The sequence below is a fragment of the Sinomicrobium soli genome (assembly GCF_003285545.1).
Taxonomy (GTDB): Bacteria; Bacteroidota; Bacteroidia; order Flavobacteriales; family Flavobacteriaceae; genus Sinomicrobium.
Genome location: NZ_QLNV01000002.1, coordinates 184467 through 197774, shown reverse-complemented (window position 1 = coordinate 197774; position 13308 = coordinate 184467). Strand labels below are relative to the sequence as shown.

Sequence of the window (13308 nt, the reverse complement as noted above, 5' to 3'; positions counted from 1 at the left end):
GTTATTCTCAGGGTTGTTTCACAGGAATTATTTCTATCATATTGTCTTTGGTTAGTATTAGTTTTACATCATTTATAAGGTTGACACGATTGATGATCTCCGTGATCTTCTCATCTTTTTTAAGGGTAATGGCCATAGGGATGTTCTTAAGGCCGGGATCTTTAAAACAGACCGGTATTCCGTAAATCTCTGAAAGGACTACCGAAAGCTCTGAAACAGTAATGTTATTCAACACCATGGTCTCCATCTGCCAGAGAGAGAAGAGCTGTGCATTCACCGTATTTTCCCTGAGATTGCCCGAAACCGTATTATAGACTGCCTGTTGGTTTACGGTGATCTGAAGCGTGTCCTTTTTGTTATAGACCCTTACTTTTCCTTCGTTCACGGTAACCTTTACCGAAGTGTCACTTTCCCTGATATTGAACTGTGTTCCAAGCACCCGGGTAGTTAATGCCCCGGTCTTTATAATAAAGGGTTTCCGGGGGTTTCTGGCCACTTTAAAAAAAGCTTCCCCGGAAAGCTCCACATTCCTGTCTTTTACAGGGAACGCCTGCCGGTTATAAGTGAGCTTGCTGTTGTGGTTCAGTATCACTTCGGAACCATCGGCCAGCACTATGCTTTTCGGGTTTTTTGAGGGGTTGTTCACGGTAATTGTTTTCCGGCCGGAGGTAAGTAATACCGTATACCCGATACCCAGCAAAATGACCACTGAAGCAGCAAGCCTTAACCACCTGCGGGCAGGCCTGGTAACACCAGGGTTTACACTGCTGTATATTTCAGTCTTTAACCGTTGTTTCTCCGCTTCGTTTTTAAAGACTTCATTCTTGTTTTTATCGAGTTGGAAACGTTCGAGCTTATTGATAAGCCTGATCTCTTTCCGTGTGGCTTTTCCGGCCAGGAATTTATTCAGCAGTATCTTAAACTGTTTTTCGGTCATCGAATTCTTTTACCTATATATACCGGAACTGCTGCTTTTCCACTATTTCATTTTTTTTGTTAACGGTTATATAACAGATGATGTCAGTAAACCGCTTTGGGGTTACATTTACTTAACAATTATGACCCTGACCGGCCTTATGCAGATCTGGCAGTGGCCGGGTTGTTATCCGAACAGCTTAATAACCGGACCACCGGTAACGAGAACGGCAATTTTCCTGCCTGGCCGGCAGGACAGGCTCACAGTGCTTTGTACTTATTTTGTGAAGTATTGAACTATAAGGGCCAATGGTAAAGAAAGAAAAAAAGCTCTCGACATTTTCAGGAGTTCGAAAGCCTTTGTCATATGGTTTTCCACCGTATTTTCCGAAATGCCGAGTTCTTTGGCTATTTCCTTGTTTTTTAATCCCCTGAGTTTGCTGAGTTTGAAAACCTCCCTGCATTTTTTGGGCAGTACGGAGAGTTCGTTTTCCAGCAGGATACTGATTTCTTCGGGGGTCGGGGTCTCTTCTTCCGGGGCGTCTCCCGCATTGATGGTTTCCACGGCCTCCAGAAGAGAAGCCTTTATTTTGGAGTCCCGTAATTCCCTGAGCGTCCTGAAGCGAACAGCCTTGTACAAATAGGCTTTTATATTGGTGTTTTCAATATTCTGACGCCTTTCCCAGAAATCGATCCAGACCTCCTGTACCATATCCTTTGCCAGGGCTTCGTCTTCCAGCAGTGAAAAGGCATAGGTGTACATGGGGGGCCAGAGCTGTTCAAAAAGCCTCTGAAAAGCCCTTCGGTCGGAAGACTTGATCTGCTCTACCTGTATTCTTATTGCGGAAGGATCTTTACTCACGGGGCAAATTAATAAAAAAACATTCTAAACGAATTTAAATTAATGTAAACAAAACGCGAGGTATATGGCAATACTTCCTGAAGCGGCAGGAGAGTCCGGACACCTTGACATACGGAAGGAAGAGCCCTGACTTTTTAGGGATCTCGGTGAGCCAGTGAACTAATAATGCCGTGTATATTATAATTGTTGTATCTAAACAACAGATTTAATGTTGTTTTGCAGTTTTAAAACTACAATATGCTGGTCCCGGGAACTTAAAAATATTTATGATGGCATCCCCCGGCTACAGGTTATCTTTTCCGCATCTTCTGCCCTGGATATTTACCGCGGGCAGGCCGACCTGAGCCGCCGGGTTATCAGCTATTCACTGCCCGGACTGTCGTTCAGGGAATACCTGGCTTTTACCGGTGAAACCGTTTTTCCTCCGGTGTCTTTCGAAGAAATACGTGTCCGTCACCGGGAAATAAGTCAGGAGATAGTTTCGGCTGTCCGGCCATTACCTGTTTTCAATGACTATTTGAGAGGGGTACCTGTGTGGTTATTCGGATTTCTGTATTGATGATGAACTCTTGTCCGGGGTATATTTTGAAGCGTGGAAAAAACTCATCCCGGGCGCCTCAGTAATCAATAAAAGCATGATTTTCGCCAGGATATCACAACGCAACACAGGTTCAGAAAATAAAAAGTTATAGTTTTGTAAAAAAGTACGATGAGAATACTTATTACCGGAGCAGCCGGTTTTATAGGGTCGCATACCGCTGAGTACCTGGCTTCGGAAGGGTATGAAGTGTACGGGGTGGACAATTTTTCGGATTATTACGACGTGGCCCTGAAAAAGAAGAACGCAGAAGATATCCGGAAAGCGGGAGTACATTTTCTGGAAGCAGACCTGACGGGTCCCCTAAAGGGGCTTCCGGGTGATATGGATTATATCTTTCACTATGCCGCACAGCCGGGGATCTCCCCGGATGTACCCCTGGGCGATTACGTGCGGAATAATATTTTTGCCACTCAGAACCTGCTTGACCAGGTACGGCATAAAAGCCCGGGACTCCGGCTTTTTGTCAATATGGCCACTTCTTCCGTTTACGGCAGGGAAGCGACCCTGCCCGAAACTGCGGTACCGCAGCCTGTTTCCTTTTACGGGACCACCAAGCTGGCTGCGGAACAACTGGTGCTCGGAGCCCAGCGGCTGGGCGAACTGAACGCCTGTTCACTGCGTTTGTACTCGGTGTATGGCCCCAGGGAAAGGCCGGAAAAACTGTATACGAAACTGATCAGGTCTATTTACGAGGAGGTACCGTTCCCCCTTTTCCGGGGAAGCGAAAAACATTCGAGAAGCTTTACGTATGTGGGAGATATCGTAAGAGGGGTAGCCGCGGTGATAGGTAGGGAAGAACAGGTAAACGGGGAGATCATCAATATCGGATCGGACAAGGAGTACACTACGGCCGAGGGGATCGCTATTGTAGAAGAAATTATCGGCAAAAAAGCCCTGATCCGGGAAACCCCGCCCCGTTCCGGCGACCAGCAGCGGACCACCGCCCTGATAGATAAGGCGGAAAGGCTGCTGGGTTATCGGCCCCGTACTTCTTTCAGGGAAGGCCTGGAAAAGCAGGTGGAATGGTACCGGGAGAATTTTCCGGGAAAGGGGAAATAGTTTTTAATTACTGCTGTTACTTTGTGAAACAACATATACCATTAGAATAACCTGTACTCCGGTTACTTTCTGAAAAGAACCCATAGCGAGACTGCTGATGAAAGACCTCTTCTCCGGACATGCCGCTGATTATTCCCGCTTTCGCCCGGGATATCCCGAAGCGCTGGTATCTTACCTGGCATCACTGCCGGAAAAAAGGGAATATGCCTGGGACTGTGGCACGGGAAACGGGCAGCTGGCAGGTGTCCTGGCACAGCATTTCGGAGCGGTGTATGCCACGGATATCAGTGCAGAACAAATGCGTAATGCCATTCAGGCCCTCAATATCCGTTACCGGACCTGTCCGGCCGAATCGACTTCTTTTACCGATGCACAGTTCGACCTGGTTACGGTAGCACAAGCCGTACACTGGTTTGATTTCGACGCTTTCTACAACGAGGTGAAAAGGGTGCTGAAACCGGGCGGGTTCCTCGCAGTTACAGGTTATGCGCTGCTTGAGGTAGACGAAAAAGTGGACGAGGTTATCCGGGAATTATACAGCGGATTGCTGAAAGGGTACTGGGACCCGGAACGTAAATATATTGACGAGCTGTACCGGACCATACCTTTCCCGTTCGAAGAAATTGAACCTCCTGTATTCAGAAATGAATACCAGTGGGACTTATCTGCATTACTGAATTACCTGGAAACCTGGTCGGCCGTTAAGCACTATACCCGGGATATGGATGTCAGCCCGGTGACACTGATCTTTGACAGGCTTAAAACAGCCTGGGGGAAAGCAGAAAAGAAAACAGTGACTTTCCCGGTATTGTTGCGGGTGGGAAGATCTATCCGTTAGTTCTTCAATACTCCGATGAGAAATGCAGTTTTACCGAAGGGTATTTCTGCTGCGTCATCTGAATGGAGAAAGCGGAATCTGCGAGGAAAACCAGTTGCCCGTGCTTGTCCTGGGCCAGGAATTTCTGCTTCACCCTTTTGAATTCGGCAAACTCTTCGCTTTTCGGGTCCTCCGGTTCTACCCAGCAGGCCTTGTGTATCGGGAACATTTCGTAGGTACACTTTGCCCCGTATTCGTGCTCCAGGCGATACTGTATCACCTCGTATTGCAGCGCCCCTACGGTACCTATTACCTTTCGTCCGTTCAGCTCCAGGGTAAACAGCTGGGCAACGCCTTCGTCCATTAACTGGTCTATGCCTTTTGCCAGTTGTTTGGCTTTCATGGGGTCGGCATTGTTAATGTAACGGAAGTGTTCCGGAGAGAAACTCGGAACCCCTTTGAAGTGGAGCACCTCGCCCGAGGTAAGGGTATCCCCGATCTTGAAGTTTCCCGTGTCGTGCAATCCTACGATATCCCCGGCATAAGAGATGTCCACGATCTCTTTCTTCTCTGCGAAAAAGGCGTTCGGACTGGAAAATTTCAGCTTCTTGTTATGCCGTACATGCAGGTAAGGGGTATTTCGTTCGAAGGTCCCCGAAACGATCTTTACAAAAGCAAGACGGTCGCGGTGTTTCGGGTCCATATTGGCGTGGATCTTAAAAACAAAGCCTGTAAAAGATTCTTCTTCCGGCTTTACAAGACGTTCCTCGCTCTGTTTCGGCCTGGGGAAAGGGGCTATTTCAATAAAGCAGTCCAGCAGTTCCCGTACCCCGAAATTATTGAGGGCCGAACCGAAAAATACCGGTTGTAATTCGCCTTTGAGATAGGCTTCACGTTCAAATCCGGGGTATACACCATGTACCAGTTCCAGGTTTTCGCGCAGGGCACCGGCAGCGTCGGTACCTATAATGTGGTCCAGTTCCGGGTCTTCGACACGGTCAAAGGCAATGGTTTCTTCGATATTCTTTTTGCTGTCCCCGCTGAAGAGGTTGATGTTTTTTTCCCAGATATTGTAAATGCCCTTAAAATCGTATCCCATACCGATGGGAAAGCTGAGCGGGGTAACCTGCAACCCGAGTTTCTGCTCTACTTCGTCCAGGAGGTCGAACGCATCCTTCCCTTCCCGGTCCAGTTTGTTGATAAAAACGATCATGGGGATGTTGCGCATACGGCAAACCTGTACCAGTTTTTCCGTTTGTTCCTCTACCCCTTTGGCTACGTCGATAACAACAATCACACTGTCTACGGCGGTAAGCGTACGAAAGGTGTCTTCGGCAAAATCCTTGTGCCCGGGGGTGTCGAGGATATTTATTTTTTTATCCCTGTAATTAAATGCCAGTACGGAAGTAGCTACGGAAATTCCTCTTTGTCTTTCTATTTCCATAAAATCGCTCGTCGCTCCCTTCTTGATCTTGTTGCTTTTGACGGCCCCTGCTTCCTGGATAGCCCCCCCGAAAAGCAACAGCTTTTCCGTCAATGTGGTTTTTCCCGCATCAGGGTGCGATATGATCCCGAAGGTTCTCCTTTTACTGATTTCCTGTACCAAACTCATAATTTCCGTATTGCGGATGCAAAAGTAAGTATTATAATATGAACTTCGGAAAGGGAAGAAAAAGGATTTTTTAAATCAAAAAACGAGAATATTAAAATCTCATATTGAAAGTTTAATCTTATATTAGCCTGTTAAAGCTGTCTTTTAGAGAATATTTTTATTTAAAAAGAAGATTTTTAAGGTTAATAGTGATGTTATGAGAATAAAATTACTGATGTTTTTCCTGCTGCTTACGGGGGTAATGTTTGCCCAGCGCCATGCGGCAGCCGATCGTTATTTTGACCAGCTCGCCTATGTGAAATCGGCAGAACTTTACGAAACCCTTGTGCGCAAAGGAGATTCCACGGTACATGTGCTGGGGCGCCTGGGCGATTCTTATTATTACAATGCCAATATGGAACAGGCCGAAAAGTGGTATGGAATTCTTGTTGAAAAGCATGAAGCGGAAGTGACCCCCGATTACCTGTTCCGCTATGGCCAGGCGCTGAAGGGAAACCGCAAGTATGAAGAGGCCGTGAAATGGCTTAAGCTTTCGGCAGAAAGAGGGGGAGACGATCCGGGGATGGTGAGGCTGATGGAGGAAGGCGATTACTACACCCGGCTCTCTAATCCCAGGGCCAGGCTTTTCGGTAACCTGCACAATATGGCCGTAAATACGGAATACTCCGATTTCGGAGGTTTTATTCAGGGCAACAGCTTCTATTTTGCATCTACAAGGCCCTCCGGAGGGCGAACGAGAATATACGACTGGAACAAGCAGCCCTTTCTCAATATGTATGTGGGAGACCGTATGGGAAATGAACTGTATGATTCGCGGAAACTGGAAGGGGAGATCAATACCCGGTACCACGAAGCTACCGTAGCCATTACCAGAGACGGGCAAACGATGTATTTTACCCGGGACAATGCCGAGGACGGAAAACGGTCGGAGAAAGACGAGCAGGGTACGGTACATCTGCAGTTGTACAAGGCTTCCCCGGGAGCTGACGGAACGTGGGGGAACATAGAGGAACTGCCGTTTAACCACGTGAGTTACTCTGTGGGACACCCTGCCCTGAGCCCCGATGAAAAGAAACTTTATTTTGTATCCGACATGCCCGGAGGCTACGGGGTTACGGATATTTACGTGGTGGATATTCACGATGACGGGAGTTATGGGGAGCCTGAAAATCTCGGAAGGACGATCAATACCCGGGGCCGGGAAATGTTCCCTTTTGTCGATAAGGACGGGGTATTGTATTTTTCGTCAAACGGTCATCCCGGCCTGGGGGGACTGGATATCCTGAAAAGCGAACCTGTAAACGGCACTTTCGGGAAAGTGACCAATCCCGGGGTCCCGGTAAACAGCCCTATGGACGATTTCGGGTTCGTCATGAATGAAGATAATACCGAGGGATATCTCTCTTCGAACCGTATCGGGGGAAAGGGGGATGACGATATCTATCACTTTACGGCCAGGGAATGTACGGTTACCGTCAGCGGGGTCATCACCGATAAAAGCAGCGGAGAGCCCCTGGTAGAAGCTTCGGTACGGATTGTGGAACCCGGAGGTGGAGTAGTGGCCAGGGCACTTACCGACCCGGACGGACGATATCGCCTCAGGGCGGATTGCCTCGAAGGGACATATACCGTGGTGGCGGAACAGGAGGATTATCGTTCCGGACAACAGGAGGTGAACGTAAAAGGCAGGGAGGAAGCCCGTGCGGATCTTGCCCTGACTCCGCTTATCGTAGAGGATGAGATCGTGATCAAACCGGTCTATTTCGATTATAACCGCTGGGACATCCGCCCGGATGCGGAGTACGAACTGGAACATATTGTAAACGTAATGAATGCCCACCCGGAAATGGTGATCAAAATAGAGGCACATACCGATTCGAGGGGAAATGATGCCTATAATGAAAAACTTTCTGATAACCGCGCCAAGGCTACCCGCGATTACCTGTATTCGAGGGGGATAGCGGAAGACCGGATCGAAAGCGCCATAGGCTACGGTGAAAAGCATTTGCTCAATCACTGCGCCAACGGGGTAGACTGCACGGAGGAAGAACATCAGCTCAACCGGAGATCTTCCTTTATTATTATAGGGCGACAGGCGGAAAGGTAATCCCGGTGGGCCGCACTGCGTGGTGTCCGGTTTTACGGGTTATTTCCATTGACGGACCACTGCCGGTAATACCAGGCTGGCGATGATATAGAGCCGGATGATGTTTTTTTTGAGCACTACCTGCTTTCCACTGCTTCTGGCACCATATTGCCTGATAATATCGAGGTATTTCCCGCGATCTATGAAAATATGACATATGGTGATATGAACCGGGAAAATAATGATTGTGATCAGGGTGTCCGGGTCCGGCGGATACGGTGTTTCTCCGGACAGGACATGCGCAGCGACGGAGAGGTTTGCATATACCAGTAACGACATGAAGATGCATGCCGTATAATGAGGCATTCCGGTAATACCGGATGTTTTTCTGGCCAGGTTGTACAGGATGTAAAAAAGCATATCACGGTTTTTGAAATGAAATAGGGGAGTTATAATACATACACCATATATCGTTATAAGTCTTGCTAATATACTAAAAAAAATATGCTTTCCCGATATGGGATGCCCTGCCCGTTTTTTACAGTTTTGTGTGCCTGTGTATGGAAAAATTGTTGCTGTGGTGGTTCTACTTTGCTTTTGAACTTTAATTGTAATGGAGTACCTTTGCACAAAATTTTAAAAAAGCAAATGGCAACAAACAGAACATTTACAATGATCAAACCCGATGCGGTTGAAAACGGGCATATCGGGGCTATACTGGAAAAGATAACTGCTGCCGGTTTCAGGATTGCAGCTATGAAATATACACAGCTGAGCAGAAGGGATGCCGAGGTGTTTTACGCGATCCACAAGGAACGTCCTTTTTTCGGCGAGCTGGTTGATTTTATGACAAGGGGACCTATTGTGGCAGCCATACTTGAAAAGGACAATGCCGTGGAAGACTTCAGGGCACTTATAGGAGCCACCAATCCCGCGGAGGCTGCAGAAGGGACCATCAGAAAACTGTATGCGTCTTCGATCGGGGAGAATGCGGTTCACGGTTCTGACAGCGATGAGAATGCAGCCATTGAAGGGGCATTCCATTTTTCCGGAAGAGAGATTTTTTAAATGACCCGTATACCATAGAAGAAAGGCCTTTTTTGAGACTTCAAAACGGGCCTTTCCTGTTTTTTGACAGGATCTTGTTCATCCTATGTTTTTGTAGTGGCTTTGTCATTCCGACGATAGGAGGAATCTCCGGGCTCTCCGTTATGCTGTTGAAGGCTCTTTGATCTTGGGCGGAGATCCTTCGACTGTGCTACCCATGACGTATCTATGGTAAGTTACTCCATTTCAAAAACTCCCCTCTTCAGACGAACCTGCCTGCCGGACAGGCTGGGAGGGGTGGGCAGCTATGCTGGCCGGGGAGTTTTGATAAGCCTGAACTTTGGCGTATATCCCCAAAGGTTTGGGATTATCCTTATGATCCGGGCTTTCAAAACCCTCCGTCTCATCGAAGATGAGCCACCTCCCTTCGTCTGAAGGGAGGAGTTATGTGTGGGTTTATCACATTTGATCTATGAAGACAAAAACGTCATCTCCATTGATGCGGTTGCCCAAACGTTAGGTCTCTGAATGACAGGGCAACAGCAGATGCTATGACTACCGCAATACCAGCTTTTTGACCAGTTCCTTTCCGAGTTCCGTGTTGATCATGGCGATGATCTTCTCTTTTCCAAAGCCGAGTTCTTCCCGCAATACCGAAGAGGTGAGGCTTACATACAGGGTGTCGTTCCTGAGCTGTATGTCGGCAGTGTAGTTGTTGATACCGCTGCCCATGAGTTGTTTCCACGCTTCCCGCACATTGATTTTATCCATGCCCGGCTGCAGCTTGTTCTCCTCGATAAAGGCCTTCAGTCCTTCAGACAGGGATATATGGTCACTGTATCGTTTTGCCATGGCTGCTTTTTTGTGTTATTCTTCCCGTAAACTTTCCAGGTCCAGGGGTTCGTACCGTTTGTAAAGATAATTCAAATTATCCGCATTCCGAAGTATAAGCCGGTCTTCCGTTATACTGATCACTTCTTCCTTCCAGGTACTCAGCGGTGTGTGATACCGGAGGAAGAGACGATCGTTTTCCCGGGTTACCGAAAAGTCTTCCCGGTCGTCCGAAGTGTAATAACCACCGTCGATACGGGGTTGCATTTTCTTTCGGAACCCGGTGCTGTCTGCCGTGATCTCCATATAGTCGATGGTGGTATTGATGTCGTACTCCCTCACGGCGCCGTCGGGAAATTCCACTTTCTCTATTTCCCAGTAGCCGTTAAGGTGATGCAGTTGCTCCCCGGGAGGAGGGGTGCAGCCTGTAGGTACTATCGACAGGCACACCAGGAAGATCATTATGGTATTAGCGCGTTTCATACGAATGGATTTAGGTTTAACGGTTAGTCATGTTGCGGGTTTCAAGTTACAGTTTTGTAGCGTCACTCCAACTCCGTACTTCCGACTCCCGGCTCCCCGGCTATCACAGCCGGAACATCTTATACGACCGGGCGGTTTTCTGCACTACGGCCTCGGTTCTGTCGGCATGGGTATCGCTGATAAACAGTTGTCCGAAGTTGTTTTCCATCAGTTTTACAATACGGGTTACACGGTTTTCATCGAGTTTGTCAAAAATATCGTCGAGCAGGAGGATGGGGGATACGCCGGCCTGTTGTTTTATGAAATCGAATTGTGCGAGTTTCAGGGCGACCAGGAAAGACTTCTGTTGTCCCTGGCTGCCGAATTTCTTTATCGGGAAACCGTCAATCTCCAGGCTGAGGTCATCGCGGTGTATTCCCGTACTGGTATACTGCAGGGCCCTGTCTTTGTTGATGGTGTTTTTGAGCAGTTCGTCCAGCGGCTGTTCAGAAAGTGCACTGCTGTATGCGATGTTTACATTTTCATCACTGTCGGAAATCGAACGGTAGCGCTCCAGGAAGATGGGGACGAATACCTTCAGGAATTCTACCCTGGCCCGGAATATCGCGGAACCGTGGAGGTGAAGCTGCTCGTTATAGATGCCCAGGGTGTCGTGGTCGTAGGTGTGGTTCAGGGCGAAATATTTTAAAAGGGAATTCCGCTGGCTGAGTGCCCTGTTGTACTGGATGAGGTGGTTGAGATAGGTCTTGTCGGACTGGGAAATAACGCTGTCCATAAACTTCCGCCGGGTTTCACTGCCTTCCACGATAAGGTCGCGGTCGGCGGGAGATATGATCACCAGGGGGAGAAACCCGATATGGTCGGATAACTTGTCATAGGCCTTGCCGTTGCGTTTGATACTTTTTTTCTGCCCTTTTTTAAGGCTGCATATCACATGTTCTTCATGTCCCGATTTACGGAAAAGACCATCCACTACAAAAAAGTCTTCCCCGTGCCTTATGTTCTGTATGGCGATGGGGTTGAAATAGCTTTTGCCGAATGAAAGGTGATAGATCGCGTCCAGGACATTGGTCTTCCCGATCCCGTTATTGCCTACGAGACAATTGATCTTTTCGTCGAACTCAAAATCTTTTGCCTTGAAATTCTTATAGTTGACCAGTGATAGCTTTTTTAGAAACATGCCCTTTAGTACTGTGGATTCCTACCGTATTTTCGGCCCGAAAGTTACCTAAACTAATTAAAATATTCGAATAAATACGCTTCCATATATCAATAAAAATTATATTTTTGCGGCACAATCAAAGTCTCTAAGATGGCAACGTACAAGAAACGAGGACATAAACCACAGAACAAGAAGGAAGCGCAACAGGCAGAGGAGATGCAGAGTACTACTGCGGAAGTTTTCGGCACGCTTGATGAAAGTGCCTCGAAAACAGAAGCATGGGTAGCCAGGAACCAGAAATATATCATTGCCGGTATCGGGGTGGTAGCGGTAGCGGCACTCGGATTTCTGGGGTACCAGGAATTTGTGAAAAATCCCCGCAATGCAGAAGCTTCCGACGAGGTGTTCTTTGCGCAGCAACTCTTTAACGAGGCGATAAACAGCACTAACAAGGACTCCCTCTATACCCTTGCCCTCAACGGGGCAGAAGGGAAATACGGTTTTCTCGATATCATAGAAAAATACAAGGGCACCGATGCTGCCAACCTTTCCAGTTACAGCGCGGGAATGGCCTATCTGAACATGAACAAGTATCAGGAAGCTATTTCACACCTTCAGGAATTTTCCTCCGATGATGCGATACTGGCTCCCCTGGCCAAGGGAGGGATAGGAGATGCGTTTATGCAACTCGACCAGCCGGAAGAGGCGCTGGACTATTACGAGAGGGCATTTGCGGCAAACAGTAATGATTTTACGACGCCCAGGTTCCTTTTTAAAGCGGGTATTACCGCTGTGGAACTGGGTAAAAAAGACCTGGCATTAAAGTATTTTAACCGGGTTAAGAACGAATATCCGGATTCGGAAGAAGGAAGGACTATAGATATATACATCGGAAGGATAGAAAGTTCAGAATAATATGGCTACCGAAAACAAAAACCTGTCACAGTACGACAAGACCGGTATTCCGGACGCGGGCTCTTTACGGTTCGGGATCGTGGTTTCGGAATGGAATGATACGATAACGGAAGGGCTGTTTTCAGGGGCGCAGGCAGCGCTTCTGGATTGTGGTGCGCTCCCGGAAAATATCATCAGGTGGAATGTTCCCGGAAGTTTTGAGCTGACTTTTGGCTGCAGGAAGATGCTGGAAACCCATGAAGTGGATGCCGTTATAGCCATTGGAAGTGTTATCCGAGGAGAGACCAGTCATTTTGATTTTGTCTGCAGTGCAGCTGCCCAGGGGATAAAAGACCTCAATGTACGTTACGACTGCCCGGTGATATTCTGTGTACTTACCGATGATACTGTGCAACAGGCCGCAGACCGCAGCGGGGGAAAACACGGGAACAAAGGTACCGAAGCTGCGATAGCCGCCATAAAAATGGCTGTCCTGGGACAGTGATTTCAGTCGTTCGGAAACAATAATCTTATTTTTATCTGCTGAACGGGGACCGCTTGCGGGCGGAATCCGGGATATCCCGTTGCGGTTATGAAAATTTTAACCGCTCCCTCCTTACGTTTTTGTAGTATTTTCAGTAATTTTGAAGGGTTATGGGAGTATTCGGATCGCGAAAAAATAAAAAGTACAGCTATACCCCTCGTTACTACAAGAGTGACAAGGAAGGGAGCCCCTTTAAAATGGAGGGGCGCTTCGACCAGTTCAGGAAAACGACAGGAGACAACAAGGGGCTGAAAAAGAAGATTACCAATGCCTGGGACGACCTGAAGCGGGATCCCGGCCATAAGGCCAACAGGAATGTCTTTATTATCGTGATCATCCTGATACTTCTGTTCCTCTTTATTATCGATTTTGATCTAAGTATATTCACCTTTTAA

15 protein-coding genes are annotated in these 13308 nt (G+C 47.7%); 8 read left to right on the top strand and 7 right to left on the bottom strand.

Annotation, left to right across the window (positions count from 1 at the left end):
* Positions 1–7: 7 nt before the first annotated feature.
* Positions 8–937, bottom strand: a complete 930-nt coding sequence (locus tag DN748_RS02855; RefSeq protein WP_112370255.1) for a FecR family protein — start codon at positions 935–937, stop codon at positions 8–10.
* Between the two features lie 255 nt (positions 938–1192).
* Positions 1193–1777, bottom strand: coding sequence for an RNA polymerase sigma factor (locus tag DN748_RS02850; protein WP_112370254.1), 585 nt, complete (start codon positions 1775–1777; stop codon positions 1193–1195).
* Positions 1778–1985: 208 nt separating this feature from the next.
* Here DN748_RS02850 and DN748_RS19195 point away from each other — a divergent pair, with 208 nt between their 5' ends.
* The 3 genes from DN748_RS19195 to DN748_RS02835 all read left to right on the top strand — a co-directional run bounded on the left by DN748_RS19195 (position 1986) and on the right by DN748_RS02835 (position 4275).
* On the top strand, positions 1986–2336 hold the full coding sequence (locus tag DN748_RS19195) for an AAA family ATPase (protein ID WP_201741406.1): 351 nt from the start codon (positions 1986–1988) through the stop codon (positions 2334–2336).
* Positions 2337–2486: 150 nt separating this feature from the next.
* Positions 2487–3437 carry an NAD-dependent epimerase/dehydratase family protein gene (locus DN748_RS02840; protein ID WP_112370253.1) on the top strand — a complete coding sequence of 317 codons (951 nt, stop codon included), beginning with the start codon at positions 2487–2489 and terminating at the stop codon, positions 3435–3437.
* Positions 3438–3534: 97 nt separating this feature from the next.
* Positions 3535–4275, top strand: a complete 741-nt coding sequence (locus DN748_RS02835) for a class I SAM-dependent methyltransferase (protein ID WP_112370252.1) — start codon at positions 3535–3537, stop codon at positions 4273–4275.
* A 4-nt stretch (positions 4276–4279) separates the two neighbouring features.
* Here DN748_RS02835 and DN748_RS02830 read toward each other — a convergent pair whose 3' ends face one another.
* Positions 4280–5866, bottom strand: coding sequence for a peptide chain release factor 3 (locus DN748_RS02830; RefSeq protein WP_112370251.1), 1587 nt, complete (start codon positions 5864–5866; stop codon positions 4280–4282).
* A gap of 196 nt (positions 5867–6062) precedes the next feature.
* Between DN748_RS02830 and DN748_RS02825 the strand changes: the two genes are divergently transcribed.
* The gene (locus tag DN748_RS02825) at positions 6063–7973 is read left to right on the top strand and encodes an OmpA family protein (RefSeq protein ID WP_112370250.1); all 1911 of its coding nucleotides are present in this window, start codon (positions 6063–6065) and stop codon (positions 7971–7973) included.
* Positions 7974–8012: 39 nt separating this feature from the next.
* On the opposite strand, the gene DN748_RS02820 is transcribed toward DN748_RS02825, so the two are convergent.
* The gene (locus tag DN748_RS02820; protein ID WP_112370249.1) at positions 8013–8372 is read right to left on the bottom strand and encodes a hypothetical protein; all 360 of its coding nucleotides are present in this window, start codon (positions 8370–8372) and stop codon (positions 8013–8015) included.
* Between the two features lie 228 nt (positions 8373–8600).
* On the opposite strand from DN748_RS02820, the gene DN748_RS02815 reads away from it, so the two are divergent.
* A complete protein-coding gene (locus DN748_RS02815) occupies positions 8601–9020 on the top strand; it encodes a nucleoside-diphosphate kinase (RefSeq protein ID WP_112370248.1) in 420 nt (139 codons plus the stop codon).
* 534 nt (positions 9021–9554) lie between these two features.
* Here DN748_RS02815 and DN748_RS02810 read toward each other — a convergent pair.
* From DN748_RS02810 to recF, 3 genes are all read right to left on the bottom strand, one after another.
* Positions 9555–9851, bottom strand: a complete 297-nt coding sequence (locus DN748_RS02810) for a DUF721 domain-containing protein (protein WP_112370247.1) — start codon at positions 9849–9851, stop codon at positions 9555–9557.
* 15 nt (positions 9852–9866) lie between these two features.
* Positions 9867–10313, bottom strand: a complete 447-nt coding sequence (locus DN748_RS02805) for a lipocalin family protein (RefSeq protein WP_112370246.1) — start codon at positions 10311–10313, stop codon at positions 9867–9869.
* 103 nt (positions 10314–10416) lie between these two features.
* Complete coding sequence (recF, locus tag DN748_RS02800) at positions 10417–11493, bottom strand: DNA replication/repair protein RecF (protein WP_112370245.1); 1077 nt, start codon at positions 11491–11493, stop codon at positions 10417–10419.
* A gap of 132 nt (positions 11494–11625) precedes the next feature.
* Between recF and DN748_RS02795 the strand changes: the two genes are divergently transcribed.
* The 3 genes from DN748_RS02795 (at position 11626) to DN748_RS02785 (ending at position 13308) form a co-directional block, all read left to right on the top strand.
* A complete protein-coding gene (locus DN748_RS02795) occupies positions 11626–12390 on the top strand; it encodes a tetratricopeptide repeat protein (RefSeq protein WP_112370244.1) in 765 nt (254 codons plus the stop codon).
* A gap of 1 nt (position 12391) precedes the next feature.
* Complete coding sequence (gene ribH, locus DN748_RS02790) at positions 12392–12874, top strand: 6,7-dimethyl-8-ribityllumazine synthase (protein ID WP_112370243.1); 483 nt, start codon at positions 12392–12394, stop codon at positions 12872–12874.
* Between the two features lie 149 nt (positions 12875–13023).
* The gene (locus DN748_RS02785; RefSeq protein WP_112370242.1) at positions 13024–13308 is read left to right on the top strand and encodes a riboflavin synthase subunit beta; all 285 of its coding nucleotides are present in this window, start codon (positions 13024–13026) and stop codon (positions 13306–13308) included.

What these genes read in the sequence shown, in the direction of transcription:
- DN748_RS02855 (WP_112370255.1), bottom strand. Translation starts at nt 937, where the DNA reads ATGACCGAAAAACAGTTTAAGATACTGCTGAATAAATTCCTGGCCGGA.
- DN748_RS19195 (WP_201741406.1), top strand. Translation starts at nt 1,986, where the DNA reads ATGTTGTTTTGCAGTTTTAAAACTACAATATGCTGGTCCCGGGAACTT.
- DN748_RS02840 (WP_112370253.1), top strand. Translation starts at nt 2,487, where the DNA reads ATGAGAATACTTATTACCGGAGCAGCCGGTTTTATAGGGTCGCATACC.
- DN748_RS02835 (WP_112370252.1), top strand. Translation starts at nt 3,535, where the DNA reads ATGAAAGACCTCTTCTCCGGACATGCCGCTGATTATTCCCGCTTTCGC.
- DN748_RS02830 (WP_112370251.1), bottom strand. Translation starts at nt 5,866, where the DNA reads ATGAGTTTGGTACAGGAAATCAGTAAAAGGAGAACCTTCGGGATCATA.
- DN748_RS02825 (WP_112370250.1), top strand. Translation starts at nt 6,063, where the DNA reads ATGAGAATAAAATTACTGATGTTTTTCCTGCTGCTTACGGGGGTAATG.
- DN748_RS02820 (WP_112370249.1), bottom strand. Translation starts at nt 8,372, where the DNA reads ATGCTTTTTTACATCCTGTACAACCTGGCCAGAAAAACATCCGGTATT.
- DN748_RS02815 (WP_112370248.1), top strand. Translation starts at nt 8,601, where the DNA reads ATGGCAACAAACAGAACATTTACAATGATCAAACCCGATGCGGTTGAA.
- DN748_RS02810 (WP_112370247.1), bottom strand. Translation starts at nt 9,851, where the DNA reads ATGGCAAAACGATACAGTGACCATATATCCCTGTCTGAAGGACTGAAG.
- DN748_RS02805 (WP_112370246.1), bottom strand. Translation starts at nt 10,313, where the DNA reads ATGAAACGCGCTAATACCATAATGATCTTCCTGGTGTGCCTGTCGATA.
- recF (WP_112370245.1), bottom strand. Translation starts at nt 11,493, where the DNA reads ATGTTTCTAAAAAAGCTATCACTGGTCAACTATAAGAATTTCAAGGCA.
- DN748_RS02795 (WP_112370244.1), top strand. Translation starts at nt 11,626, where the DNA reads ATGGCAACGTACAAGAAACGAGGACATAAACCACAGAACAAGAAGGAA.
- ribH (WP_112370243.1), top strand. Translation starts at nt 12,392, where the DNA reads ATGGCTACCGAAAACAAAAACCTGTCACAGTACGACAAGACCGGTATT.
- DN748_RS02785 (WP_112370242.1), top strand. Translation starts at nt 13,024, where the DNA reads ATGGGAGTATTCGGATCGCGAAAAAATAAAAAGTACAGCTATACCCCT.